Origin of the sequence: Sporolactobacillus shoreicorticis (genome assembly GCF_024125445.1) — a bacterium.
Classification (GTDB): Bacteria; Bacillota; Bacilli; order Bacillales; family Sporolactobacillaceae; genus Sporolactobacillus; species Sporolactobacillus shoreicorticis.
Map to the genome: position 1 here is coordinate 79,465 of NZ_JAMXWM010000013.1, position 25,478 is coordinate 104,942.

Here is a 25,478-nt window from a genome sequence, read left to right on the forward strand (position 1 = left end):
GTACGCTTTTTACCCTGTCTAACTCACCTCAGATAAACAACCGATCACTGATATGTATTGATGCGTCATCAGAAAGCGGTAAATACTTAGTTAAGTTCAAAAAATCACTTCCTAGTCAACTTGATTTCTTATTACGGATTTTTGAGCCGCTCTCTTTTCTGATTTTCCGCATGTAAATAATTATGGAATTGTTTTCAAAGAACAAGTACACTGAAAAATAGATGTTGATAAGGAGGTGATTCGCATGGACGTCGCACAGTATGAATTCCCATTGGTTACGGAAGCTGATGGGAATTCATAAAAGAACGGAGTCCTCCCAATGAACGAAACGTTAAAACTGCATATCAAGCCGCTCAATCAGTTGGCGGTTCCTTTAATCGCCAACTCGATTTTCGGCTTATCCATAGAATTAATCGATCAGGCAATGGTCGGACATCTGTCTGTGTCCGCCTATGCTTCGGTCGGAGCGGCCGGAAATTTTCTGTATACAATGGCGGGAATTTTTGGCGCCATTGCGATTGTTTTAAACATTTTAGGATCGAAAGCAATCGGCGAACATCGCGAAGACAAGTATCTGAGTATACTATCGTCCTCGCTTTTGATTAATCTGCTGATTGGCATCATTTTCGGCGTACCTGCTTTTTTATGTGGCCGAACGTTTTTGAAAGCGGTCTACGGTTTTTCCGGCACCGCACTTTATGAAGGAACAACTTATCTTTCACTGATGAGCGGGTACATGCTGCTTCAATTATGTATTTTCACACTGACGAACTGCTTGAAAATCAAAAAATGCACACAATGGATTATGATCATCTCAACAACGACGGCTGTGCTGCACAGCGGATTAAATTATTTGTTGATCTATGGTTTATTCGGCTTTCCCCGGCTCGAGATCGCCGGTACCGCAATTTCAAGTACAATCACCCTATGCATCGACTGTCTTGCTTATTGCTGGATTTTAAGAAAAGATCTTCAGTCAGCACTTCATATTCGCCCAAAGAAAGTGCGATTGATTATTTACCAAAGCCTGCCTTTGATGGGGCAGGAGCTGCTTCAGGGAAGTTTGTTTGTCATCGCACTCAATGCGTTTCTCGCCCATTTGGGGATGCTCGTCCTTTCGAGTTATCTGTTGATTGGACAGCTGCTCCAGATCGGCTTGATTCCGGCATTTATGTACAGTTCGGCACTGCTCACGCTCGTCAGTGAAAGCAGCGGCGCACACCGAATAAGTGACCTGAACGCTTATCCAAAAACAGCTGCTGTGCTGACGATGACCCTTTTTTCATTGACCGGAATCGTCTTTTATCTGTTTCGGGCGCCTATTGCCGGGGTGATCACAAACGATCCCCATTTGATCAGCTTCTCTTCCGGTATCTTTTTGATTCTGTGGCTTGCCAATTTGTTCAATCCTTTGTTTGAAGTTTATAAGGCGGCCATGCAATCCGTCGAGAAAAGCACCTTTGTATTAATCGCGACTCTGGTTGTCCACTTGGGCGCGCTCGCAACCATGCTTTGGCTGACGTTTCCGCTTCGTCTCGGAATCTACGGAATCGCCGCTGGCCTGTTCATGAATTATTTTGTCATGTATTTTTGTTTAAAAATCGCTTATTCGCGTGATGTACAGCAGTTGAAGCAAAATACCGTTCAAGAACAAATCGCCAGTTTGGGCCGCGAAATTCGTATTAAAAAATGAAAGTTGTATCAAAAGCTGTATCAAACTCGGGAAAAATCGTATCAAAAGACGCCCGAAAAAGACATTTGAGCGCTTGAATGGGACAGAGTCGCCATTAACCCGGACAAAGTGCCCGGCGAAACGGACACGTTTGACTTTGACTCAGACAAATTGCTCGATTATTTTGATCCAACCATCCAAAAGTTCAATGAATCGTTTAACGGAGAGTTATCCACAAGTGGATCGTTTATAATTTTCTAGACAATGAAAAAGCTTCTTCTTGAAAAATGAAGAGAAGCTTTTTTCATTATATATAATCAGCTTCAAATCACGATCCAATGATTTGCGCGAGTTATGGCTTGATCGGCATGCGCCCAACAATCACTCGAAGCAAAACACTAAGCAGTACAAAAATCCCAATGCTTCCGGCAAACGCGGCAATTAGTGAAATCTGTGCACTGGGCACAACTCATCAGCAACTCCAACCGCCAAGGAAGCTTAAAATAGGAATTCCAGAATGACTCGAATATGCCGACCAGTACAATGGATAGAGCGATGGAAAACATGCCTGGGAAAAAGCCGTATTGGGAGAATACGAGTCCAATTAGCCATCCGATTGTAAAGTAGGTGACGCAACACAAGAAAAAGATAAGAAACAGGGTCAGAACCTGACCGTGATATACCTGTGACAGACCACTTGGCTGACTCATATCATTGCCGAAAAGCCATGCAGAATCTGTACTGCAATGGATAAAAGTCCGGCCATGCATGACATGCCGAGCAGCATGCCCTTGAACATATTCTTTCTTGTTACCCCTTGTCTGACGTAGGCGACGGGAACATACAGCGACAGGATGATCCCCACAACCAGCATATATATTTTCGACGCCTGTACTGCGCCGTCAAAAAAGTTATGATCGAGCTGAATTTGCGGCACAAAATGTGCAAGGATGAAAAAACCGAAATAAAAAGGCAGACACCAAGCCATCCAAGTCGACAGCATCAGAAAAATATCCACAGCGACTTTTCGGCTGACGCGATTCATCAATCCGTTCATTCTCCATCCCCCTCATGTTCTGTTAAGTAAATAAATAATTCCTGCAGTCCGATCGGACCAAGTTCAAGTCCGGATCTTTCCAGTTCTGACAACCGTAGGCTTTCAAGCTGCCCGTAAATCATCACGGATTTTGTTCTTCCCAGTTGCTGCTGCTTCAATACGCGAAGATCACTCGTCAACCGATTCACCGTTTCCGCAGGTCCTGTGATACTGAGTCCATGAGCCATGAGTATGTCCACCGGTTCATGAACAAGCAGCTTGCCTTGATCAATAATCACGACTTCTTCCAAAAGAGAGGCTACTTCAGAAATTAAATGGGTCGACAGAATAATGCAACGCGGATGTTCGGCATAATCCTTGATCAGTTCCTCATAGAATACGGATCGCGCCGGAGCGTCCATCCCCAGATAGGCCTCATCAAAAATCGTAACCGGCGTACGCGAAGCAAGACCGATGACCACATCAAGCGCCGACTGCTTTCCTTTAGACAGTGCTTTGACCTTCTGATCCATCGGCAATTTGAATCGTTTCACAAGCTTTGACGCGTACTCAGCATCCCACTCAGGGCGATAGCGTTCGGCAAATTCAAGCATGCCTTTTACGGTTTCCGACTCATCATTCTGATTTTTTGCATAGATAAAGTTAACGTTGTTCATCACGCGCTGATTTTCGAAGGGACGCTCGCCATTAATCAGAACCGTTCCCTCAGTTGGTTCACGGAAAGAGGCAAGCAGCGATAAGAGTGATGTCTTTCCTGCCCCGTTTCTGCCAAGCAAGCCGTATATTTTATCGCCTTTTAATTGAAAAGATAGGTCCGATAAAGCGTTCTGATCTCCAAGCCGCAGCGATACATGGTCCACCTTTATTTCCGTTGTCATCATATCCTCCTTAGGTTCAATCATTTTTGACCGTCTTCAATCATCTGAATTAACGTTTCTTTTTCTATGTGCAGTTTCTCTGCCTCCCGAAGCATGGCAGCCACGTAATCTTGGAAAAAGGTTTTTTTTCGTTTCTCGATCAGTTTTTCACGCGCATGCTCAGCGACAAACATGCCGATTCCTCTTTTTTTAAAAAGAATTCCTTCATTCACCAGCACATTTACCCCTTTCGCTGCCGTCGCCGGATTGATTTTGTAGAAAGCGGCAAATTGATTGGTTGAAGGGACTTGCGCCAATTCCTCAAGTGATCCCCCAAGAATTTCATTTTCAATATGTTCGGCAATCTGCACGAAAATGGGCCGACCATCGTTCATTGGCTCACACATCGGTTCACCACCCAATCGGTTAATTACTTATGTAATTAACTATATAAGATGATTTATTTTCTGTCAATAAAAACAAGCGGAAAGCCTTACAAATCGCCGAGCATGTAAGTTGCGGTTTTGTCATTATTTTTCCGTAATTGTGCTATGGTTCAGTTCAAGCCGTGCATCTCGTGGTATAGTGAAATTGAAATTATTTTCACAGAAAGGCTGGGCAAAATGAAGAGCTGCATTGCCAATGCTCCGTGCAAGGTCTAAGTCAGGACGAACCTGCATGGGGCCCATTCAACATCGTCCGTTAGGCTTTGCACTTTAATTTAAGAACCATTAAATTAAAGGGAGCAAAGTTAAAATGAAAAATTTAAAAAAGACAATAAGTGAATTGCACACTTTTCTTATTTTTTGGATCACACAATCGTTTTCGGTGCTGGGCAGTGAAATGACCAATTTCGCACTGGTGATCTGGGTCTACCAGCAGCATGGATCAGCACTTATGACGGCATTGCTGACCATCTGTTCCTATTTTCCTTACATTCTGCTCAGTATTTTTGCGGGTGCATTGAGTGATCAGTGGAACAAAAAATGGACCATGCTGGTTTGTGACAGCTTTGCCGCACTATGCAGCGCAACGGTTCTCGTTTTACTTACAACAAGGAACCTTGAACTGTGGCATCTCTATTTGATTAATGCTTTAAACGGCCTAATGAACACGGTGCAGCAACCCGCGTCGGAAGTGACCATAAGCTTGCTCATTTCACCAAAGCATTACCAAAAAGTAAGCGGCATACGTTCGCTTTCCAATTCATTGATCACGGTGCTGACTCCGGCACTTGCTGCTGCCATGCTGGCTTTTACAACGATTCAAGTCGTTATTTTCTTTGACCTGATGACCTTCTCTGTCGCTTTTATTGTGCTTTTAGGATTTATTAAGATTTCAAACGACGCAAAGCAGAGACCTGATAAAAAAGAGACGGTCTTGCAATCTGCTAAAAAAGGGCTGAACTTTCTTAAAAAGAATCGCGGTATTCTTGATTTGATTTTATTTCTTTCCATAATCAATTTTACCGTTTCAATTTTCAGTGCCGCCCTGCCGGCGATGATTCTTTCACGAACAGGTGGAGGAAAAACAGCACTCGGGATGGTGAACACATTCTCAGGACTGGCAATGGTGCTCGGAAGCATTTTGGTCACCGTCGCTCCGACTCCGAAGAGCCGCGTCCGTGTCATTTTCAGTTCTTTACTTTTTTCAATGGGTACGGAGAACTTCATTCTCGCCTTCGGAAGGAGTACCCCGATCTGGTGTCTCGGCGCAGTCCTGGGATGGCTATTCGTTCCGGTTATGACCGCGCAGATGGATATCCTGCTCCGTTCAATAGTTCCCGTTCAGATGCAGGGGCGCGTTTATTCTGTGAGAAATACACTGCAGTTTTTTACGATCCCTGTCGGCTATTTTTGTGGGGGATTCTTAATTGATACGGTATTCGAACCATTTATGATGACGCAAGCGTCCGGTAGTCTGTGGCATGTTCTGTTTGGGATGGGGAGAGGTTCCGGAGCTGCCTTATTGTTTCTGGTCATCGGTATTTTGGGGCTGTTCTCTTGTTTTCCATTTCTTGCAGACAAAAAGATCTGGAACTTAGAAAAGTCAGCATAATTTTATTGAGAGCGGCGGCCGCAGGGCCACCGCTCTCTTTTGTTGGGATTATAGATCTAAGCGCAAGCGCACCATATCCTTTAGCGTCAAATTATTTTCGATAATCGGCTCGCTATAGTGCTTAACAAAGAAATCGGTATCGATGGAGACCATGCGAAACCCGCATTTTTGATACAAATAAAGCTGGCCAAAACTTGTACTTCCCGTTCCAATCTCGATAACTTGGTAGCGTTGCTCTTTAGCCCATTTGATTGAGTACTCAATGAGTGCTTTTCCAATTCCTTTATTACGCAGTTCAGGTACGACCGCAAGATTAACGATTTCAATCGTTCCCGGTCTCGTCGGCAGCAAAATGACAACCCCTGCCATTGTGTCCTGCTCATACGCCTCAATACAGATGCTTCGTGGTAAGTAAGCGTCAATCAGCTTCTTTGATGGATCAGCATCAAGAAGCAGTTGGTAGTGCTGAGGTGTGGGGTGATGAAAAATTCTGTATAGGAGATCCATAGTCACATGCCTCACTTATAGATAATAGAATGTGCTATTAAGAAAACTCACAAAAAAGATCCGTTTCTGTTACAGTCAGAAATCAACATTCATGGTAGGATCATTCATCTTTCATAATGCGTGCGACACTGTAATACATATAACGTATCGTTCTCAATTTTAAATACGATCCTATTAGCTTTATCGATCCTGACACTGTACCATTCGGATAAGTCACCCTTTAATTTTTCTAACTTACCTAAACCGTGATACTTATTTCGCTCAATATCCTTTAACAACATGTTAATGCGTTTTAATATCTTTCTATCTTGTTGTTGCCAGTATAAATAATTTTCCCATGCAATGTCAGTAAATAACTTATTCATCCTCTTCATCAATCAACTTATGGGATTTTAGTTTACCCATCTGATATTGCTTTAACGATTCTCTTAATACGCTTTGATTTTCTTCACTGTAAAACGGATCAGCAACAATTTCAAAAGGAATTCTCCGTTGTGTTACCACCTGTTTAATAAACAAGGTGATGGCAGAAGTCATAGATAAGCCCATTTCATCAAATACTTTATTAGCCTCATCTTTTAACTTCTCATCTAGGCGGACCTGAACATTTTTTGTTTGAGCCATATTATAGCCTCCTCATCAATATTATACTGCATATTAAATTTTATGTGTATACAATGCATTAATTATGCAATACAACAATTAAAAAAAAGCTTTTCCTTTCAATCAACTAACCACAAGCAGATCAGAAGCCCAACAATGACTGCAGACAGAATCGGAACAGCCTCTGAAATTGTAAGCTCTATCTTTTGTATGTTCCACGAAGGTTTATAAAATAGGAACACATAATTCGCATAAATCTTTATCTACGAGCACCTGTCTATATCTTTCGATGATTGGCCTCGCACCATCCATCGTATATCCTTTGGCTTGCAGGATTGCCGGAAATGATTCCATCGCCTTTTGAACATCATTCGTAAAGTGGGGAAATAACAGAACCATATAGTGACCGCCAGGAATTTTTCCAAACAAAAAATCATTCGGTTCAGGAATGGTTTCATCCGAAGTGATCTCAAGCGCTACGTCGTAACGGCATGCTTCAGATGGCGTTATTTGAGGATTATCCCACGCTATTCCGTAAATGGTCTTTTGATTCGTATTAATGCCTTGAATTTTTTCTTTAAAGCGAGACATGAGCGTATTATTTTCTCGCCCGTACTCACCTACTCTTCGCATGTACAAAATAGATGTTGCTTCAAATCGTTCGACACGGATATCCATTGCTTCCTCTCCTCTCAAACACAGGATATAATGTTATAAAAAATTTTTCACTAACTTTTTTAAACGCTCTAGTGCGATACTATAATAAATCGAGTGTAACTAGCCAATGAACCGCATCACTAGGAATAATGCTGTTGAGCCGCCCCTTCTTTACATTGTTTGTCAATTGGTTATGAATTCTTAATTTCGTTACGACTTTGAACTCTTCTGTTACAACTCCCTTCGGTTTAACGTTTCGATCATTCGGTCTAACTCCTTCTGTTCGGTTCAGCTTTTCTAGTTTTATCCCTTTTTCTATCGATTCGCAATTTAATCTTGTCCATCCACGATTTGTATGGAGCCAATTATTGCGCTTCTTCCATCTACTACAAACGGACCTATTTCTCCAATAAAAAACACTTTTATCACAAAATCTATGGTTGAATACTGCTCTGTCAGCATGAATAATATCATTAATCACCTGCACTTCATGTAAGCTCTGATTACTTTCGTAGGTGCTTTAATTGACTAAAATATAAGTATTCGCTAATATAATGATATCATTATATAAGTGAGGATGAATATATGAACAATGAAAAAAGAATTGAATCCATATCCCATTTGCTCAAGATTGTCGGCGACAAGAATCGGCTGAAGATGCTCGCCTTCTTAAAAAAAGGTGAACGATGTGTCTGTGAATTTGTGGATTTATTCGATTTATCGCAACCGGCAATCAGTCAGCATTTGAAGAAAATGCGTACAGCTGGCTTAATCAACGAACGCAAGCAGGGAACTTGGGTCTATTATCGCCTTAATGATCAGCTTCCAAGCTATGTATCAGAGATTATCCAAGTACTGCCGCTCTTAGAGGCACAGACATGCGACTGTCAAACAATCAGCAAGAGCATTCCATTGGAGACGTTAAAATGAAAAAGTTGATTTATTTTCTCTGCACCGGCAACTCCTGCCGCAGTCAAATGGCTGAAGGGTTTGGAAAAAAATATTTAAGTGATGATTACGACATTCGATCGGCAGGAATCGAAGCACATGGACTGAATCCAAACGCAGTCGCCGTCATGAAAGAAGTCGGCATCGACATTTCCAACCATGAATCGAAGCTGATTGATCTTGCTCTAGTCAACCGTGCATATCTTGTCGTTACATTATGTGGGGATGCTGAGGATCGATGCCCGATGACCCCGCCGCAGATAAAAAGAGAGCATTGGGGATTTGACGATCCGGCAAAAGTACAAGGAACACCTGAAGAAATCCGGAGCGTTTTCCAAAACGTCCGAGACGGCATTGCGGATAAAATAAAAGCATTCGCTGAAGAAGATAAAATAACTCGATAAAAAGGAGTTCGTTCTCATGACACGATCAAAGGATCAAATGAGGCAAAATGTCCGCAACCGTTACAAACAAATCGCTCTGCAAGACGTGTCAGTATCATCTTGTGGATGCTCTTCCTCTGATGTCGGCTGCTGCGCGACACAAGAAAACAAAAATGATGTTTCCGAGCAGCTCGGTTATTCAACAGATGAATTAAACGCTGTGCCCGATGGCGCAAATCTCGGGTTAGGCTGTGGCAATCCGCAAGCGATCGCGTCACTGAAACCGGGCGAATGTGTACTGGATCTTGGCAGTGGCGGCGGATTCGACTGCTTCCTTGCCGCCCGGCAAGTCGGCAAAAACGGATTGGTCATCGGCGTGGATATGACACCGGAAATGATCAGCAGAGCAAGAGCGAATGCAGAAAAAGGATCGTTCTCAACTGTTGATTTTCGCTTAGGCGAAATCGAGCATTTGCCGGTCGCCGACCAATCCATTGATGTCATTCTATCCAATTGCGTCGTCAACCTCTCACCTGACAAGCCGCAAGTGTTCAAAGAAGCATATCGCGTCCTGAAGAAAGGCGGACGGTTGGCCATTTCCGATGTTGTTCTGACCGCCGAGCTGCCGGAGAAACTAAAAACCGATTTGGATGTATCTTATTCCGGCTGTATTTCCGGCGCTTCTTCCATTAACGACCTGCAAAGCATGCTCAAGCAAAGCGGCTTTGTACAAATTGAAATTAAACCAAAGGATGAATCGAAAGCATTCATTAAAGAATGGCTGCCAGGAGTCCGTATCGAAAAATATATCGTCTCATCAACCATCCAAGCGGTAAAATAACCCACATAGGCAAAAGAATGAGAATCCAGAGATCAGATGATCTTTAAGGATTCTTTTTCATTATTGAGAAGTGACATTCATTATTGAAAATCATTCGCGGCCACGATCATTCATAATATTTTTTCTGCGTGAATGGACCATTTTTTGTCCCGCCAGGAACAGACAAATGATGATCGGATAGAGAATGGCTGAACCAACAAAAAGGAACATGAAAAGTGTGGCAAGAAAAGCAATCAGGCTGATGAGAAATTTTTTCTTCTCCCCTCTGAAAAGGAATAGTCCGGCGGCGCATCCGCCCATATAATTGAGCAGAAAGGTCGCATTCGGCAGTTGGATCAATTTTGTCAGTGAAATGAATTGAGTGGAATACGCAATCATCACCAAAATGAAACAAAAGGCCAAAAAGAGCAAGCCTCCAACCGGAGTTTGATATTTTTGCGATTGTTTCATTAACCCTCTTGGGGCCGATCCTTCTTTTGCCATGGCATAAGCCATTCGAGACGCAGAACCAATGTAGGCGATGACCGTCGCCAAACAGATCAGCAGACCCGCGATACCGGTGATGATTGCCCCACCCTGGCCAAATACTTGCTGCGAAACGGTAACGAGCGCCGCCTGACCTTGGTTTTGGTAGCTTTCCGTTCCGACAACAATAAGTGCAGTCAGGAAATAAAGGCAGCCTAAAATGATTGCAGAAATAACCGTTGCCCGGTGAATATCTTTTTCCGGATCAACAAATTCCGCAGAATAGTTGGTGATTGCTTCCCAGCCGATAAAACACCAGAAGAGCAGCGTCGACGCATGGCCGACACTCCATGGACCTTTGGTCATAAAGGGGGTGAAATGGGTCATTTTTAAATGCGGAAACGCGGCAATAAGTGTGACGCAAAGAATCACTAAAATGCCTGTAATTACCGCGACCTGCACTTTTCCTGCAATGCGCATTCCGAGATAATTGAGCACTAACGCAATCAGTAAAACTACGCATGCCATACCCATGATGATCGGTTCAGGCAGCCCCAATGCCGTACCTAGATAGGCGGACCCGGTGATCGCGGTCACCGGTGCCCCGATCGGAACCGACATGAGGAAAAACCAGCCGATCACCTGTCCCGCACGCTGACCAAACGCCTCCGTAACAAAATAAGAAACACCACCGGAATGAGGAAATTTCTGTGATAAATACGCCATGCAAAGGGCCATCGGGAGAACCAAAACCACGAGCAGTCCCCAATCAATTAATGATGCCGGACCTGCAACTTGAGCGGCGAGCCCCGGTACAAGAAGAATTCCCGCACCAAGAACAGCGCCAATGTATAAAGCAATTGCCTGTGGCAAACGAATCGTTTTCATACGTAACCTTCTTTCGACTTGTTTTCTTTGCCACTTTATCTTAAAATAAAGCCATCAATCATTAAAGATGATTATTTTGTTTGGATCAATCAATATTTTCTATAAGGAGATGAGAGCATCATGGACACAAAGCAACTCCTGACCTTTAAAATTGCCGCGGAAACACTTAACTTTACACGAACCGCACGTCAGTTGCACTTCGCTCAACCTAGTGTCACCGCTCAGATTCAGGCTCTGGAACGCGAACTGGGGCAGCCTCTTTTTGAACGTCTGGGCAAAAAAATAAAACTGACAAAGTCAGGAATAGATTTTAAAAAGTATGCCGACCAGATGGTGCAGCTCACACGTGATGCTGAAGCAAGGATTATGGACGCACCGCCAACATTGACCATTGGCGTTACGGAAAGTCAATGTACTTACCGGCTTCCGCAGCTGCTGAAAAAATATAAACTTCATTATCCGAAGGCGCGGCTGATTGTAACGACAGTCAATTTTGACTCGGAAGTGCGTGAAGGAATTATGGATGGCCGCATTGATTTAGGATGGATGATGGGTTCGCCACACGCGACACCTTTAATGACCGGAAAAGATTTGATCGATGAAAAGATGATTTTGGTTGCGTCCTCAGAAAAACCAATAAGCGCCCACTTGGACATCTCAGATGATGACCTCAATGGTGAAACCTTTTTATTAACGACTAAGGGCTGTTCTTACCGCAATTCATTAGAAGATGCCTTTGAAAAAAATGAGATTGTTCCTGAGACCGTCATGGAATTTGTTACGACCGAAGCAATTAAACAGTGCGCCATTGCCGGGATTGGTATCGCGTTTCTGCCGGAGGTCACCGTTCAGGCAGAGATTGAAAAGGGACTGCTTACCAAACTGAACTGGCAGTCGGCCCCAAAGTCCGTTCCCACATATCTCGCCTGGCACAAAGACAAACAACTTACCGACAACATGCGCTTTTTCATCGAGGCGGCGCACGCTATGTATGGAAAAGATCATGTCTCCATGCATTCATAGATATCATCGTTTATCATTTTTGGTGTCCCGGAAATAGTACCTATTTTCGTTTTTCAACAGGAGCATGAGATGTACCAATTAGTGATGATTTAAGCTGCAAAAGCACGGATGTCGACGCTTTAAAGGAGATTGCGATATAGTCGTGGTTATTTTTTGGAGTACAAAAATCGTTTATAGCCATCTATAATAGTTATCTGCGGCTTGAAGAGGCCATTCCCAAAAATTTGACTCTTGAGGAATAACAAACCGGTCTAAAAACAGTTCTAAACTTAGTTTCATTGGTGTCATTTTTGGTCGGAATTCAGTTATATAAAGATAGTTCGGATCTTTCTTTACTACAGCTCTGTTGCTGATAAAGAGTGAATTTCAAATACAAACCCGATTAGATAAAAATCTGTTTTCAGCGAGAGGCTTTTATACGTTTTTTGAACTTCTTGGAGCAGGAATAACGCTAACGCCCCTCCGATATTTGTGTTCTTTATGGACAATCAGAGATGCTTTATAAGCTTCAGGCAAAGTCCATGAAGTGGTTTTGATTGTTTCTTTATTCAGGGGAGGGTAGAATGCACACTGAGCTTTGCATATATTCCCTCGATCACCGATCAATTCTATAGTTCCATCCGAATCCAGTCTGCTTTTCAGTACCTGGAGTGTCCGATTAATGTATGGCACAACAATTCTCCCTTTTTAATAGGCTCTCCCACCAAGGAGTTACAACTACTTAGTGATGCAGCCGCTTCTATGTCTCCGGATTTACTTTTTTGCTGAATAGATACATCACACCTTGTTTACCCATGGCCCGCCTGCCTGTATCTTTGAATCCTGCTTTCATGTAGACATGCTGAGCAACTGCATTCTTGTGATTGACCGCTAAAATAATCTCGTTCACGTCAGGAAAGTTTGCGTTGACAAATAGATCCAGTGCAGCTAAAGCCTTTGTTGCAATCCCCTGTCCTTGAAATATGCTGTTTACAGAGAATGCGCGCAACAAAAGTGCGTTCCTGTTCTCACTAAGGTCCTTCACGCCGCCCCAGCTATGCAAGACAAAAAATCCCGCGACTTCTTCGCCTGAACGGATCAAAATAGGATGCCTTTCATTGTCCTGAACACAATCCTGCAAACAATCAAGTGGATTCCCACTGTACTTTAATTGTTGCTCTGTTAAATAATAGTTTTCTAGAGAAGTTTGATCCTTTTTCTGATAGAAATTCAATTGAATCCTTTGTTCTTGTGATACCATCCGCCCTCTTAGCCTCTCCATTATTAATTGGTCAACGCGATTAACGCGATGCACGACGCGAAAATAGGACCACCAAAAAGAGCGAGCTTCTTCAATATACTTATTCTTTGATGCCTTTCTTCTCGATTTTCAGCAGCAAAATTGGCGCGATTGCGGTCGCCACTGACAAAAGCCCCTGACGCCATTCCCGAAATGACCAGGCTTCCTGCCCCCAGGATACCCGAAACAACGATAAACACATAATGAAGCGGCGTATAATAGCCCAGCAAGAAGAGTAAAATGCCAACAATGATTCCAACGCTAAACAGCTTCAATGCAATTCCTTCTTTCATAGAAAGTTTTGTCGGACTTGATCATGTAATTTTTCTAGTATCAATTTTTCAAATTCCTTTTGCTGCTTTTCATTTTGAAAAAAACGTTTGGGAATTATGATTCCTTTTATTACCGAACGATAAAGAATATACAATTTCTTATTGTTGCGGATGGAGCGAAAATTGCTCCATTGATAGAATGCTTCTGAATCCGCTGTCCTTACCTGTACACCTTCATTTCGGATCAAAAAGCGGCGCTCCTGTCTTATTTCCCGATCTATTTTATAGATCACAAAGTATTCCACATACATAAGAATACAGCAACCAATAAGAATACAGAGCGCAAAGAAAAGAGCATAGAACAAAGAGGGAAGCCAAGATGTACTTCTCAAATTAAGAAAAAAATTTGAAACCAGGCCTAGAAAAACACCGCAGAAAATGATCTTTCTGCCCACAGGCGCATTTCCTTTTCTGTATTCTTGAAAAGTAAGCTTGCCGCCGAATTGAATGTCTTGATCTTCCGTAATCAATCACCTTCTCAATCACTAATTATCTGAAACTTCATTTAACTAGTATAGCAGAAAATGACTTGGTGCAAAGAAAATCATTTTGAAAACCTGCAAGTAAGGTAAGGATCAAAAATTATATACATAAAACAGCATTCTGAATGACTTTAGAATTAGGAAAGCTTCCCAATCGTTTTCTGTAGTGATGGATGGAGTCCAAACAAATAAAAAACAAATCCATCTCAGTTGCGTGACATGAAAAATAATATTTATTTTAAAGAAACAATTGATTACACTATGATTGTGATACCATAGACTTAAGGTGGTACTTGTGACAATCGAAGACGTTAAGTCTTATTTAGATGATCCGTCAACGGCCATGGATGCTGCAAAAAATCTTTATTCACTGAATCCGATTTAAGAAATGCTCAATCAAATTTATAAGGAACTTGATCCGTCATGAAAAAAGCTTGGTCCTTATCAAAAACTCATTTTTGGTTGGTCAATGAGTGCTCCCAAAATGCTAATACCGCAAAATTATCTGGATGAGGTCATAAAACTATTTATTAAGCAAGTCAATCAGACACTTAACTGGCACCTGAGAACACCCGCCGATTCCATGAAGTGAATGCCGAACATTACCTCAGCAGCTAAGCAGAGGTTTGTTTTTTCAATGATTCAAGGAGCTTACCTTGCAACCTGTTTTAAAGCAGAATGACTGGTTGATTATTGGATTTTTTTAAAGGCTCTTGACCTTCACATCGGAGATCATGTACTATAGTAACGTTGTCGATCAAATTTTTTATCATTCCTGATAACGGGGCATTAGCTCAGCTGGGAGAGCGTTGCGCTGGCAGCGCAAAGGTCAGGGGTTCGAGCCCCCTATGCTCCATAACCCCCACTGTAGTTGGCTTTTCAAGCATACAACAGGGCAAAAACACACAGGCTCTATGACAGACCTATTTTTGACCAGTTTTGAACCTCTGAGGGTGAGTTTTCAGAAACTTACTCTCAGAGTTTTTTTCTATGCTTATCAGTATGGCTTAGCGAATGAACTTCACACCTGCATGTACGCCCCAGAATCTCACCTTTCAGTGATCTCCGCAATATTGCCCCGCTCAATAGCCTTCACTACACCGCCACACTGAGTCGCGCTTCACAGCTCAGCCTACTAGACCGCAGAGCAGTATACGATGCACTACGAGAATAACCAGCGTAGAAATCGCAATACAGTAGACTTTCTTGTGGTTTTCTATGAGCTTAGGAAGAAGACAGGCTCTTTTCTTTCACTCAAAAATTATGAGAGCGAGCTGTCTCTGTACTGTATAGAGATATTTTTTTATGAGGCGATTTTTCAAAATATCATTTTCCTAGTAAGTTTACGTTGACCAGTACACTGACAAAAGCAAGTATATAAAAGCACGGGACAAGCAGATACTACCTTAGAGAATGCTTGAGAGAGCAGATGCCTTTCGAGCTGACTTACTTAAAAAATTACCTCCACTGGTTGTCTGGCGGGAACTTTTTGGTGTTAATATGGAAAGTAATTCAACAAAACTGTAATTGGGGAGGTAAATTATGTGATTGATATTTCATTTTTCTCTGCTTTCCTTTTAACCTCAATGGTAATTTTAATTGCTCCTGGACCTGACATGGCTTTTATAATCAGTAGAAGTATTGGTGAAGGTAGAAATGCAGGAGTTGCGACTGCGTTTGGAATGCAAATAGGTGTGTTTATTCATATTTGTTTAGCCGCATTTGGACTTTCAGCTATTCTTATGACTTCAATGTGGGCATTTCAAATTGTTAAATACATTGGTGCGGCTTATCTCATTTATCTCGGTATTCAAACTTTAAGAAAAGGAAAATCAATAGTAATAACATCAAAAAAGGATAGAATTAGTATCAAAAAAGCATTCCTACAAGGCGCATTGACAGATATTTTTAACCCGAAGGTTGCATTGTTCTTTTTAACTTTTCTCCCACAATTTATAAATCCGCATTTATCTAGCCCAATTGCACAATTTTTTATTTTTGGATTGATGTTCAGTGTAATGGGATTGATTGTTGATATTATAACTTCTGTATTAGCTAGTTCGTTACGGCAATTACTCTCAAAAAACAAACGAGTATTTTGGTGGCAACAAAAAATAAGTGGTATCACGCTCCTCAGTCCAGGGACATGGCTTGCCTTTGAAAAAAGAAGTTGAATAAGTTTTTTCATTGAACAGAACGCGTTTTACTGCGTAACCTCAAAAAATTATTGACAAATTGAACCAGCATATTTCACTGAAACAGAGGTTTTCTGCATGGGAAAGCCCTTTTTCATATTGTACCCAGGCTCATGTCACATAAAAAAGACCATCCTCACAAATTTTTCGTTGTGAGAAGCAGCCTTGGTTATTACTCAATTTCACTTCTGATCCATCGGTTCACGAGTACGAACATGTAGGGAGGTGTTTTAATTATTAAACAACCCACTTCATAATTTTGTAAATATTATCTTTCACTATTATATATCAAGGTTTGTTTAGTCTTCTCCCACCGCGACATATTGCTACTACTCACTTAAAAACAACTTACATTCTAAATTCACCAATTTATTTTTTATGCTGGACCGCTGTCATGTTTTGAGTATTTGTCAGGCTGCTCGCTTTCAGTGCTATTACAAATTTCTTCCCAGTTTCGGGCTAATGTGCTGACGGGACACTATTTGTGGGTGCAGACAAATGCCCGCCTTAATCGCCTGCACCTCTGCAATAACCCCAAGTTTTTGAAGCTTTTTTAGTGTACGGCAAGCAAAGTCTTTAGAAACTTCGAGTCTGTCAGCATATCTTTTTTATACAGGAGGTCGTCTAACTTGGTGAATGGGGGCGGCCCCACGTCGAGGTCGGTGTTAAGCACTTAGTTAAGCTAGGGGGTAAGCTCGTGAGTTTACGCTTGTCAGTTCCTTCTCAGTGTTACTGACAGAGTGTCTGTTCCGCGCCTGCTCGTGGGTAGGGTAATAAATGTAAATGCGGGACTGCTGAATTAAAAGAGCAAGACATGGCATAGGGACGCTAAGAGTTATGCATGATCGCTTCCCCACTCATTTAACGCTGAATGGGGGGTTTTTAAGGAAAATTTTTACTGTGATTCATTCATCTTATCCTGATGATCTGATTTCAGCATCACAAAGGACAATGTGATCAGTAGAAAAGCGACCCACGGACATCCGTGAAATTGTCATGAAAGCGAATAGGCGAAAATTCCTCGGTGATGCATGGATTTTCTTCGAAGTGCCGACCTTGGGCTGCATCTGAATGGTATAATGAGAGCATGCTAAAAGGAAAAATAAGATTAAAGCGAGAGAAACGTATCCTTTAATTGAAACATCGTTATGTAAATAAGCGACATTGATGCTGATCACTAACGAATTAATGAGAATACGTTGATACCAGCATCGATGCACGGCACAAAATGCATGATCCCGCTGAAAAACAGACTGCTGCCCGCGGCAGTGATTGGACAATCCAAGAAAAGAGAAGCAGATCGTGATCAGAAATTATTTATAATCAAATGAACATTCTCAATGGATTGACGATTAATCGTACGAATTTCCTTTATTTTATCTGAAAAGTGGCAAATAGTGCGCGGATTGTTCTCTCACAATCTTTTAATTAGGAAGGTTTGGTGAACATCAATGGAACCGATAACACCAATTGAAAATAAAACCCTTTATCTCGAAGAAATCGAAGAGGGATTGATCTTAAAAAACTGCGAAATTGATAGTCATCAGGAGAGGGATCTCCTAAATGGCGTACAGTTTATCCATTGCGTTTTCCTCTTTGAGGATTTCACAAAAACGGAGCTGCTTGACTGCTCCTTCTCACATTGCGAGTTTTCCAATTTTAATTTTGAGAAGGCAATTCTTTATCGAGACAGGTTTTCTGCGTGTAAGTTATTGGGAACCAATTTTATCCAAGCTACATTTAAAGATTCCGTTTTCACTGATTGCCTGATGACCTATGCCAACTTTTCTGATGCGAAATTTACGAATGTTACTTTCGAAACTGATAAGCTGAACGAGAGTTCTTTCCAAAATGTGCAAATGAAAAAAATGAATTTTAATCGCTCATTCATTGACGGCGCTGATTTCAGTGAAACACGGCTCAAGGATATTAACTTATCCAACTGTGAATTCTCATCAATTCGAATTGATGCTTCTTTAGCGAAGGGGCTTAAAATCAATCAATTTCAAGCAGCAAGCCTGATTTCATCTTTTGGAATTAGTGTGGTTGAGTAGGTTAAGTATGCAACTTATCCGCCAATTCAAAAAGACGGCTTTAAAGAGCTCAGCCGTCTCTATTTAACAATCAACTCATGTTTCATCAGGTTAATTCATGTGCCGGAGCATTTCTTTTATCTCGCGGCACTTTTTTTCACTTGCAAGACGCGGCGTTCATCGAGAGCCTTTTCAATGCGGTTCAATTCGATACGGTCGTTCATAATCTCTTCCTTGTTCTTTTTCACTAATTGAAGATACGTAACCTTTTTCCTCATATCAATCATCCTCTCTTTTTGTTATCTATAGCATAGCCTAGTTGTTTGAAGAAAGGATTAACGAATTGTGTGATATTTTTGATTTTAATTTGGACGACTGATCTAATTCATCGTTCTCCCATATGCCGAATTAATCCATAATTTAGACAGGTGTTTTTCAGACTTACATGTGATTTGTGAAAAGTTCATCGTACAATGATTTGACAACTTTATACTATGCTTATTATGGTCTATTGAACAGGTGCATGAATGTTTGCTTAAGTGAATCCTTAATGACATAGAAGATTACAAGTGCTGCTGCCAAACCCGCGATGGAAACAAATGCCGAAAAACCTAACCAACTGCCAATCACGCCGACGAAAACCGTAAGTGAGGTCCATCTGTTGAGCCGAACATGCCTGCCATAGGTGATTGCATCACTTTTGCCCCATTTAATTCCCATTTGAATCATATAGAATGCTACGCTCTGGTTACTCACAAAACCTAGCAATACGGCAATCGCTGTCATCTCCAGATACATTGGCTGCGTTCCATTGACAAGTTCAAGAAGCGATTCATATCCGGCAACAAATATGCCCATCAGAATAGCAAGTAAAATAAGTAATTTCACCACTTTCTTAATACGATGATAACTAAAAGAAGAAGCGCTTGTGAGTTTTTTACAGTTCAAAGCAGACGCGATCCATAAAGGAATACATAGTGCGAAGTCGCAGTATCCATGAATGGTGAGCGCAAACAACGCCGGACTTTTAGCAATTACAGCCACATAGGTCTGAAAGATTGCTGTTATTAGCAACACGGCAACAGATATAAAAACGCTTTTGGCTGCATCCTTATTTTGAAGTTTGCCACCATCTACTTCTCCACACAGGTCTAAATAATCGCCGTCACCATGTACATGGTTCATTAAATAATCGGCTTTTTTCCCTGATTCTTTCATGCGGACTGTATGCTTTGCCCGGTTAAGACTGAAGCTTTACGCACAGCATATATATTTTTTTCAGAAACCTCTTGATCGGCGACACAGCCAGGACCGAGGATAAGTCCTTTTCCATTGACTTCTTGAATGGCTTCTTGAACGTGAAGCTCTACTTCATTGACTGAACCGTCTACAAGCAGACTCTTTTTCGTGATTTGATGATGAACATCAAAGTATGGAGCTTCCTGAATCCCGCCAAGCAAACATTTATTTGTTCGTTTTCTCGCTTCAGCTAATGAAGGAGACGTCCATCTGTCATGCCAATTGAGACAATTAACCGGATACTTTTCAATAATATCAAATAAATTGTTCTCTCCATGAATATGTGCAATATTAAAGAACGTTTGTCTGTTATAACTTTTGATGACCTCAAGATCGTACGGCACGCCAAAGCGTTGATACTCAAATTCTGTTACCAGATCCGTAGTTGCCAGTTGTGTTGCAAAGAAGAAGCCAGATACACCGGCCTCAATATTTGCTTTGACAAAATTAATTGTAGTCTCAGTAATCACCTCAAGCGCTTGGCGGACATATTCAGGATGTTCCTTTATGTCAAGCAGCAGCCTGTTTCCCCCTAATTTATACGCTGTAGTTAACGGGCTAAAAATAGTCTGAACAAACGGGATTTCACCCTTTGAAAGCTTCGCGACATGCTGCGCCAACTGTAGCTGCTTCCCATAAGTTCCGAATATAGCCGGCAGCACTTCAATCGTTGCCCAATCCTGCGGTTTTTCAATAGCATATTTTGTAGCCAGTGGGGGTTGATTTACTTTGTTAAAGTACTCAATTTCGACACCCCAGTCTTCGACACTATACAAACCAAACGGAGCTAACTTTATAAAATCAAAGTCATATTTACGCGCATAGTCAACTTGCTTTTCGGCAAGCAGTCTTGGATTTTGATCATACGCAGAAAAGTGCATCCAGAGATTAACCGGAATCCTATCAACTTCCTTGCTGTGCAGTGCCGCATTAATACGTTCAAATTTATTCATCGTATCGCTCCTTTTTTTAACTACGCACGTTTACGTATCAATTTTTCATAGATTCCTAAGATATAAGTCATGATCGAGCATAATAGCCAATATGCTGTAGCTGCAGCCGCATAGGATTCGAGATAGCGAAAATTCAATGCCGATTCAAGTTTCGCCTTTGCCAGAATATCAACCACTCCAACCAAAAAAGCCAGCGACAGTGATTTAATCACTGAAAGATACGAATTAAAAAAATTAGGAAGCGCCTCGATAATTGCCTGAGGGATAATAATCCGTCTCATCGTCTGAAAGAAGCTGAAACCTGAAGCCTGAGCGGCTTCAATTTGACCATAGCCAACAGATAAAAATGAACCTCTGATGATTTCTGATTGGAAGACCGCAAAATGTACCGAATAAGCAACAATAACCGTATACACAGGGTTAAAATCATTCTGATTAAACGGCAAATACGCCAATAACGCGGCTTTTTGCAAGACAACCGGCAAACAATAAAAAGCGAGGTACAGCTGCACGAGTAACGGTGTCCCTCTTAAAAACGAGCGGAAAAGTTGAGAGACCTTCCATAAAACAAAGACTCTTTTCTGCTCGATGAACGCCAAAACGCCGCCAAGAGCAATGCTGATCAACAATATAAGTAATGCAAGCGCTAATGTACTCGGTATAACCGTACTAATGTTTAGAAAATCTTGGGCAAAAATATTAAATTCAAACAAAAGAAGTCCCCTCGCTATCTTTCATCGCACAGCGAAACTAATCACCGTGATCACAACACAATGCTATGACTTCAAACCGTTTTCCAGATGGTAGCGCTCCGTAATTTTCTCCAGCCGCTTAACTCCTTTATCCGAAAGATAAGTGACTGCCCAATATACGAACGCGACGGCAAGATATACTTCGATTTGGTCCGTTCCATAACTGCTTGAGACTAGATTGCTCGCCACACCCATGACATCTACAACCCCAATGACGAAAAGAATGGATGTATCATGGATTAAATAAATCAGCCCGTTTCCTAGACCGGGAAGTGCGATGGGAAGCAGCTGCGGAATAATAATTCTTCTCAGCTTCTGAAATGAAGTGAACCCTAAACTGTCCGCCGCCTCATGCTGCCCCTGCTCAACGGCCAAGTATGCCGGTCTCAGTACCTCAGATAAAAAGCCGCCGTTGTGCAGGACAAGTGTCACTATGGAAAAAGCGGTTTTGCTCCAGAAATTAATGTTGATTCCAAACAATGACAACAAGACCGGCAGCCCATAATAGATGAGCAGCAACTGCAATAGGATTGGTGTGCTTCTCACAAACGAAATATATAGATGTGCCAACGGTGTCAGCACTTTTATCGATTTAATCTGAATATAAGTAACGGCGATACTGAGCAGCAATCCAAAAAGCTGTGAGAAAAAAATAACAATTAACGTTATCGGAAGCGCGCTGATAAAGTGAGGCAATATTTTAAAAAAATAAGCAATATCCATCACTTGTACTCCTCTTAAAAATTCAAATAAATCGAATGTATTTTTTGTCTGATTAGTAATCCAGATCCGTAATTTTATATTTCAGATTATCCTCGCCGTAATATTTTACCGACAGCTTTGAAAGGGTTCCATCTTCCTTCAGTTCTTTCAACGCGTTGTCAATTTCCTTCTTCAGCTTTGTATTCTTTTTCGATAATAAGAAGTAAGTCGGGATAACCAATACGGGTTCCGAAGTCGTGATGTTCAGCTTTTCCTTCTTGATAACATCGGCCTGGCCCAAGTTAGACGGAAGAATCAGCGCATCATATTTGCCCGAATCAACCGATTTCAATTTGTCTGCGGTAGACAATCCTGAATCTGTGGTTTTAATCTTCAGTTTATTTTCCGGATATGATTTATTAAACAGAGTCAATATATAGTACATACCGCCATTTGCATCGGTAGGAACAAGATTTAGTCCGCGTAAATCTTCTACAGAGTTTAGATTTTTATTTTTTTTATTGGAATAAATCCGGATTAAACTTGCTCCATCGTTTTCATCAGGAATAAGATACTTCTTTTCTCGAACCGGATTTTTGAAAAAGCCTTCGGCAATCAGATCATACTTGCCTGTATCCAATCCTACTTGCTGCGCGTTTGAAGACACGCTCTGAATATTGAATGTGTATCCCTTGATTTTCTTATCAACGGCTTTTAAAATCTCAACCTCATAACCTGTCAGTTTCCCATTCTCATCGGTATAGCTCAGCGGTTTTTCAGCCGTAGGAACAGCAATCTGCACCGTTTTTACGTTACGCTTCCCCGAGCCTGATGATTTGCCCGAACACCCGGTTAGTGCTAAAATTAGAACCGATATCAATAGTAATGCGATTAATTTTTTCATAGAGTCCTCACCTTTTCATAATGATGTTGTTTTTTGATAGTTGTTGGTAAAATGTTTTAAGAATTCTTTCGTTCTAAGTCGATTTGAGTGATTGAAGATTTGGGATGGCGGTCCTTCTTCGACAATTTCTCCATGATCCATAAAGACTACTTTAGTAGAAATACTTTGAGCGAAACTCATTTCATGAGTAACAAGTAAAATGGTCGCTCCTGTACGAGCGATTTGATCAATGACATTCAAAACTTCACCGACAAGCTCAGGATCGAGTGCCGATGTGGGTTCGTCAAACAATAATATTTCCGGTTTGATGGCCAATGCTCGGGCAATGCTGATTCTTTGTTGCTGTCCACCGGAAAGCTGTGACGGATAATAATCTTTTTTCTCAACGAGACCGACTTTGTTAAGCAGCTCTAAGCTGTTTTCATAGGCCTCTTTTTTTGTCTTTTTTTGAACGACTATTTGCGCTTCCATAACATTCTCAATCGCCGTTTTATTTTTGAACAAATGATATTGTTGAAAAACCATTGCCGATTTACGACGAAGCCGTAAAATTTCCTTCTTTTTTGCATGACTATAATTTAATTGGAAATTTGAGAATTGAACCTCCCCTTCATCAGGTTTTTCTAAAAAATTTACACATCTCAGAAGTGTTGTTTTCCCCGTTCCACTAGGCCCGATCAGCGTAACGACGTCACCTTCATTTACTTTTAAACTGATTCCTTTTAACACATCAGTTCCATTGAACGATTTTCGGATGTTTTTAAGTGCAAGCATTATATCACCTCCTCTCAAATTAAAAAAAGCGTTAATCAAAAAAAAAACAAAATAAAAAAAGCCACACAGATGAGAGAGGCTTATCGTCGCGTCTTCTCATCTTTCGAACACAATGTGTTCCTGGAATTGACACCATACATGAACTAATGCTGGTTGTCGGATTTCATCGGGCCAGTCCCTCCATCTCTCTTGATAAGAATGTTTTATTTAATTGCATCAGCTTTCAAAAGCTAAATCCTCTACAATTTTAAATTGCTTCCACCTTTTCTTTTTCATTTTCGATCAGGAAATTAGTATGATACACATTTAATTCTTGAAAGCCACTATCGATTCCAAGTGAATACATTAAGTTTCCTAATATTACATGATTTCTTGCCCATTCATTTTTGAACTTTGAAAGTAAACCAATCTTCATTATTTATAACCTCCTTTTCTTATTATTCATATGATATTACTGAGAATTAAATGTGTCAATGTTTATTTAATTAAAACTAATAAAAGAGTTAAAAGACTTAGACACAAGGGATTTAAATCAAGATTCTGGTCACAAATTCTCCACACTTTTATCTTGCGCCAAGCTATTTAATGAGCAGCTATTACCGACCATGTTTCTTTTTTGTCTTTTTCATTTTCTGGTCCAGATCAAAGCTGAATGTAAAATTGTCTTTGTTTTTCTTAAATGCGTGCGTTCGATTTACCTGCGGCGAAAAGGTGCGTACATAAATCTTATCATGCTTCAGATCAAAACCCATGACACGAATGTAGCCCTGCCCGCCTTTCACCGATTGATAGTCAGACAAAATTTGCATGACTTTTCGATCGGGCTTTCCATCGAAATTATCATCAATCTTGTCAATTCGACGTGCGGCACCAAAGCTGTGGCCGTTCATGACCATGCGAACATTCGGATTGGGACGCACTACTTTTTCAAACAGCATCTGCCCCTGCACGGTGCGCTTCCCATAGCTTCCCAAATAATCGTGCACGAACAGAATCGCAATCCGTTTGTGATAGAGCTTCAGTACATGGTTCATCCAGGAAATTTCTTCGCCGCCGATACCCCAGCCCATGCCCAGCATAATATATTTCTGACCGTTTGCGTTAATTAAATCAAAATGTCCCCTGTTATTGTCATAAGAACCGCCGTACCATGGATTCCACTGATAGCGCTTTTCACCAAAATAACGATCAAATGATTGATATTTTTTCTGAAAGCCGACATCATGATTGCCTGTAATAATCCCATAAGGCACCTTTTCCTCATCAAGAATCCGCATCGCCTTGTCGGCTGTTTTCCATTGATAGGGCTGATCAAAGTTATTAACGATATCACCTAAGTGAAAAATATATTTCAGATTTAATGAAGCACGATTGTCAACGAACCAGTGATTCATCCGTTTAAAAATGTCCGGATGCAATTTACTGTAGTACTGAGTATCCGGAAGTACACCGAAGGTAAAATCAATGGAGTGAATCCCTTTGAACAGCTTATGGGTCACCTTTGGTTCCTGATTCTCAGCCGGACTTAAATTCGGTCTTTGAAAAAAAACATGATGAACAACATGTGTATTCACTGCATGCCGCTCAGCATTAACCATTTGTGCGTTCGTTTTCAATTGTTTACCGGGGAAAAGACTAAGAATCCCTGAAACAACGCAACAAAGAAACAGAAAAATAATCATAATCTTTACAGCTAAAAAATCTCGCCAGTTCGTACGATGCATACTGCCTTTCTCCCTTCCGTATCGGACTATTGTCCCGGAGGGCTCCTCGCCATCTTCGGTTCGCCTCTCGAGTCCCTTCTCGCTTTACTG

28 protein-coding genes, 1 tRNA gene and 1 riboswitch are annotated in these 25,478 nt (G+C 41.3%); of the genes, 9 read left to right on the top strand and 20 right to left on the bottom strand.

Translation table 11 applies throughout. From position 1 onward, the window contains the following. Positions 1-319 precede the first annotated feature (319 nt). Positions 320-1,693, top strand: a complete 1,374-nt coding sequence (locus NIE88_RS12100; RefSeq protein ID WP_253062430.1) for an MATE family efflux transporter — start codon at positions 320-322, stop codon at positions 1,691-1,693. 685 nt (positions 1,694-2,378) lie between these two features. Here the strand turns inward: NIE88_RS12100 and NIE88_RS12105 are convergent. Genes NIE88_RS12105 through NIE88_RS12115 form a run of 3 tightly spaced genes read right to left on the bottom strand, consistent with a single transcriptional unit; the run spans position 2,379 to position 3,993 of the window. After that, entirely contained in the window at positions 2,379-2,729 is a 351-nt protein-coding gene (locus NIE88_RS12105; RefSeq protein ID WP_253062431.1) for a hypothetical protein, read from the bottom strand. Continuing rightward, positions 2,726-3,607 (bottom strand): ATP-binding cassette domain-containing protein, encoded by an 882-nt coding sequence (locus NIE88_RS12110; RefSeq protein ID WP_253062432.1) that lies wholly within the window; start codon positions 3,605-3,607, stop codon positions 2,726-2,728. Before NIE88_RS12110 ends, NIE88_RS12105 begins: the two co-directional genes overlap by 4 nt. Positions 3,608-3,627: 20 nt before the next feature. After that, positions 3,628-3,993, bottom strand: coding sequence for a GntR family transcriptional regulator (locus NIE88_RS12115; protein WP_253062433.1), 366 nt, complete (start codon positions 3,991-3,993; stop codon positions 3,628-3,630). A 349-nt stretch (positions 3,994-4,342) separates the two neighbouring features. Here NIE88_RS12115 and NIE88_RS12120 point away from each other — a divergent pair, with 349 nt between their 5' ends. After that, positions 4,343-5,644, top strand: a complete 1,302-nt coding sequence (locus tag NIE88_RS12120) for an MFS transporter (RefSeq protein WP_253062434.1) — start codon at positions 4,343-4,345, stop codon at positions 5,642-5,644. Positions 5,645-5,692: 48 nt separating this feature from the next. On the opposite strand, the gene NIE88_RS12125 is transcribed toward NIE88_RS12120, so the two are convergent. The 4 genes from NIE88_RS12125 to NIE88_RS12140 all read right to left on the bottom strand — a co-directional run bounded on the left by NIE88_RS12125 (position 5,693) and on the right by NIE88_RS12140 (position 7,432). After that, a complete protein-coding gene (locus tag NIE88_RS12125) occupies positions 5,693-6,151 on the bottom strand; it encodes a GNAT family N-acetyltransferase (protein WP_253062435.1) in 459 nt (152 codons plus the stop codon). 104 nt (positions 6,152-6,255) lie between these two features. Beyond that, positions 6,256-6,525, bottom strand: coding sequence for a Txe/YoeB family addiction module toxin (locus NIE88_RS12130; RefSeq protein ID WP_309247036.1), 270 nt, complete (start codon positions 6,523-6,525; stop codon positions 6,256-6,258). Further along, positions 6,509-6,775: a type II toxin-antitoxin system RelB/DinJ family antitoxin gene (locus NIE88_RS12135; RefSeq protein ID WP_253062437.1), complete on the bottom strand. Its 267-nt coding sequence runs from the start codon at positions 6,773-6,775 to the stop codon at positions 6,509-6,511. The genes NIE88_RS12130 and NIE88_RS12135 overlap by 17 nt, the downstream gene beginning before the upstream one ends. A gap of 204 nt (positions 6,776-6,979) precedes the next feature. Next, positions 6,980-7,432 carry an AraC family transcriptional regulator gene (locus tag NIE88_RS12140; protein ID WP_253062439.1) on the bottom strand — a complete coding sequence of 151 codons (453 nt, stop codon included), beginning with the start codon at positions 7,430-7,432 and terminating at the stop codon, positions 6,980-6,982. A 564-nt stretch (positions 7,433-7,996) separates the two neighbouring features. Between NIE88_RS12140 and NIE88_RS12145 the strand changes: the two genes are divergently transcribed. Genes NIE88_RS12145 through NIE88_RS12155 form a run of 3 tightly spaced genes read left to right on the top strand, consistent with a single transcriptional unit; the run spans position 7,997 to position 9,583 of the window. Beyond that, positions 7,997-8,341, top strand: coding sequence for an ArsR/SmtB family transcription factor (locus NIE88_RS12145; protein WP_253062441.1), 345 nt, complete (start codon positions 7,997-7,999; stop codon positions 8,339-8,341). Continuing rightward, positions 8,338-8,763 carry an arsenate reductase (thioredoxin) gene (gene arsC, locus NIE88_RS12150; protein WP_253062443.1) on the top strand — a complete coding sequence of 142 codons (426 nt, stop codon included), beginning with the start codon at positions 8,338-8,340 and terminating at the stop codon, positions 8,761-8,763. Before NIE88_RS12145 ends, arsC begins: the two co-directional genes overlap by 4 nt. 16 nt (positions 8,764-8,779) lie before the next feature. After that, positions 8,780-9,583 carry an arsenite methyltransferase gene (locus NIE88_RS12155; protein ID WP_253062445.1) on the top strand — a complete coding sequence of 268 codons (804 nt, stop codon included), beginning with the start codon at positions 8,780-8,782 and terminating at the stop codon, positions 9,581-9,583. Between the two features lie 90 nt (positions 9,584-9,673). Here NIE88_RS12155 and NIE88_RS12160 read toward each other — a convergent pair whose 3' ends face one another. Continuing rightward, positions 9,674-10,936: an APC family permease gene (locus NIE88_RS12160; RefSeq protein ID WP_253062446.1), complete on the bottom strand. Its 1,263-nt coding sequence runs from the start codon at positions 10,934-10,936 to the stop codon at positions 9,674-9,676. Between the two features lie 120 nt (positions 10,937-11,056). Here NIE88_RS12160 and NIE88_RS12165 point away from each other — a divergent pair, with 120 nt between their 5' ends. Beyond that, positions 11,057-11,959, top strand: coding sequence for a LysR family transcriptional regulator (locus NIE88_RS12165; RefSeq protein WP_253062447.1), 903 nt, complete (start codon positions 11,057-11,059; stop codon positions 11,957-11,959). 739 nt (positions 11,960-12,698) lie between these two features. Here the strand turns inward: NIE88_RS12165 and NIE88_RS12170 are convergent. Genes NIE88_RS12170 through NIE88_RS12180 form a run of 3 tightly spaced genes read right to left on the bottom strand, consistent with a single transcriptional unit; the run spans position 12,699 to position 14,040 of the window. Beyond that, positions 12,699-13,199 (bottom strand): GNAT family N-acetyltransferase, encoded by a 501-nt coding sequence (locus NIE88_RS12170; RefSeq protein WP_253062448.1) that lies wholly within the window; start codon positions 13,197-13,199, stop codon positions 12,699-12,701. Positions 13,200-13,222: 23 nt separating this feature from the next. After that, positions 13,223-13,513, bottom strand: coding sequence for a DUF5316 domain-containing protein (locus NIE88_RS12175; protein WP_253062449.1), 291 nt, complete (start codon positions 13,511-13,513; stop codon positions 13,223-13,225). Between the two features lie 14 nt (positions 13,514-13,527). Then, positions 13,528-14,040 (bottom strand): YcxB family protein, encoded by a 513-nt coding sequence (locus NIE88_RS12180; RefSeq protein WP_253062450.1) that lies wholly within the window; start codon positions 14,038-14,040, stop codon positions 13,528-13,530. Between the two features lie 795 nt (positions 14,041-14,835). Between NIE88_RS12180 and NIE88_RS12185 the strand changes: the two genes are divergently transcribed. The 3 genes from NIE88_RS12185 to NIE88_RS12195 all read left to right on the top strand — a co-directional run bounded on the left by NIE88_RS12185 (position 14,836) and on the right by NIE88_RS12195 (position 18,301). Further along, positions 14,836-14,908: transfer RNA gene (locus NIE88_RS12185), tRNA-Ala, on the top strand. Between the two features lie 688 nt (positions 14,909-15,596). After that, positions 15,597-16,226, top strand: a complete 630-nt coding sequence (locus NIE88_RS12190; protein WP_253062451.1) for a LysE family translocator — start codon at positions 15,597-15,599, stop codon at positions 16,224-16,226. 1,472 nt (positions 16,227-17,698) lie between these two features. Then, positions 17,699-18,301, top strand: coding sequence for a pentapeptide repeat-containing protein (locus NIE88_RS12195; protein WP_253062452.1), 603 nt, complete (start codon positions 17,699-17,701; stop codon positions 18,299-18,301). A 116-nt stretch (positions 18,302-18,417) separates the two neighbouring features. Here the strand turns inward: NIE88_RS12195 and NIE88_RS12200 are convergent, their stop codons facing one another. The 9 genes from NIE88_RS12200 to NIE88_RS12240 form a co-directional block, all read right to left on the bottom strand. Beyond that, positions 18,418-18,558: an FbpB family small basic protein gene (locus NIE88_RS12200; protein WP_253062453.1), complete on the bottom strand. Its 141-nt coding sequence runs from the start codon at positions 18,556-18,558 to the stop codon at positions 18,418-18,420. Between the two features lie 223 nt (positions 18,559-18,781). Then, positions 18,782-19,498 (bottom strand): cation efflux transmembrane domain-containing protein, encoded by a 717-nt coding sequence (locus NIE88_RS12205; protein ID WP_253062454.1) that lies wholly within the window; start codon positions 19,496-19,498, stop codon positions 18,782-18,784. Continuing rightward, the gene (locus NIE88_RS12210; RefSeq protein WP_253062455.1) at positions 19,495-20,532 is read right to left on the bottom strand and encodes a uroporphyrinogen decarboxylase family protein; all 1,038 of its coding nucleotides are present in this window, start codon (positions 20,530-20,532) and stop codon (positions 19,495-19,497) included. Before NIE88_RS12210 ends, NIE88_RS12205 begins: the two co-directional genes overlap by 4 nt. Positions 20,533-20,552: 20 nt before the next feature. Next, complete coding sequence (locus NIE88_RS12215) at positions 20,553-21,245, bottom strand: amino acid ABC transporter permease (protein WP_253062457.1); 693 nt, start codon at positions 21,243-21,245, stop codon at positions 20,553-20,555. A gap of 63 nt (positions 21,246-21,308) precedes the next feature. Beyond that, positions 21,309-22,007 (bottom strand): amino acid ABC transporter permease, encoded by a 699-nt coding sequence (locus NIE88_RS12220; RefSeq protein ID WP_253062459.1) that lies wholly within the window; start codon positions 22,005-22,007, stop codon positions 21,309-21,311. 52 nt (positions 22,008-22,059) lie between these two features. Then, positions 22,060-22,890 (bottom strand): transporter substrate-binding domain-containing protein, encoded by an 831-nt coding sequence (locus NIE88_RS12225; protein ID WP_253062461.1) that lies wholly within the window; start codon positions 22,888-22,890, stop codon positions 22,060-22,062. A 15-nt stretch (positions 22,891-22,905) separates the two neighbouring features. Continuing rightward, positions 22,906-23,664, bottom strand: a complete 759-nt coding sequence (locus NIE88_RS12230) for an amino acid ABC transporter ATP-binding protein (RefSeq protein WP_253062463.1) — start codon at positions 23,662-23,664, stop codon at positions 22,906-22,908. 93 nt (positions 23,665-23,757) lie between these two features. After that, positions 23,758-23,863: riboswitch (SAM riboswitch) on the bottom strand. Positions 23,864-23,911: 48 nt separating this feature from the next. Then, positions 23,912-24,079 carry a hypothetical protein gene (locus NIE88_RS12235; RefSeq protein WP_253062465.1) on the bottom strand — a complete coding sequence of 56 codons (168 nt, stop codon included), beginning with the start codon at positions 24,077-24,079 and terminating at the stop codon, positions 23,912-23,914. Positions 24,080-24,260: 181 nt separating this feature from the next. Then, on the bottom strand, positions 24,261-25,388 hold the full coding sequence (locus tag NIE88_RS12240) for a metallophosphoesterase (RefSeq protein WP_253062467.1): 1,128 nt from the start codon (positions 25,386-25,388) through the stop codon (positions 24,261-24,263). Between the last annotated feature and the right edge of the window lie 90 nt (positions 25,389-25,478).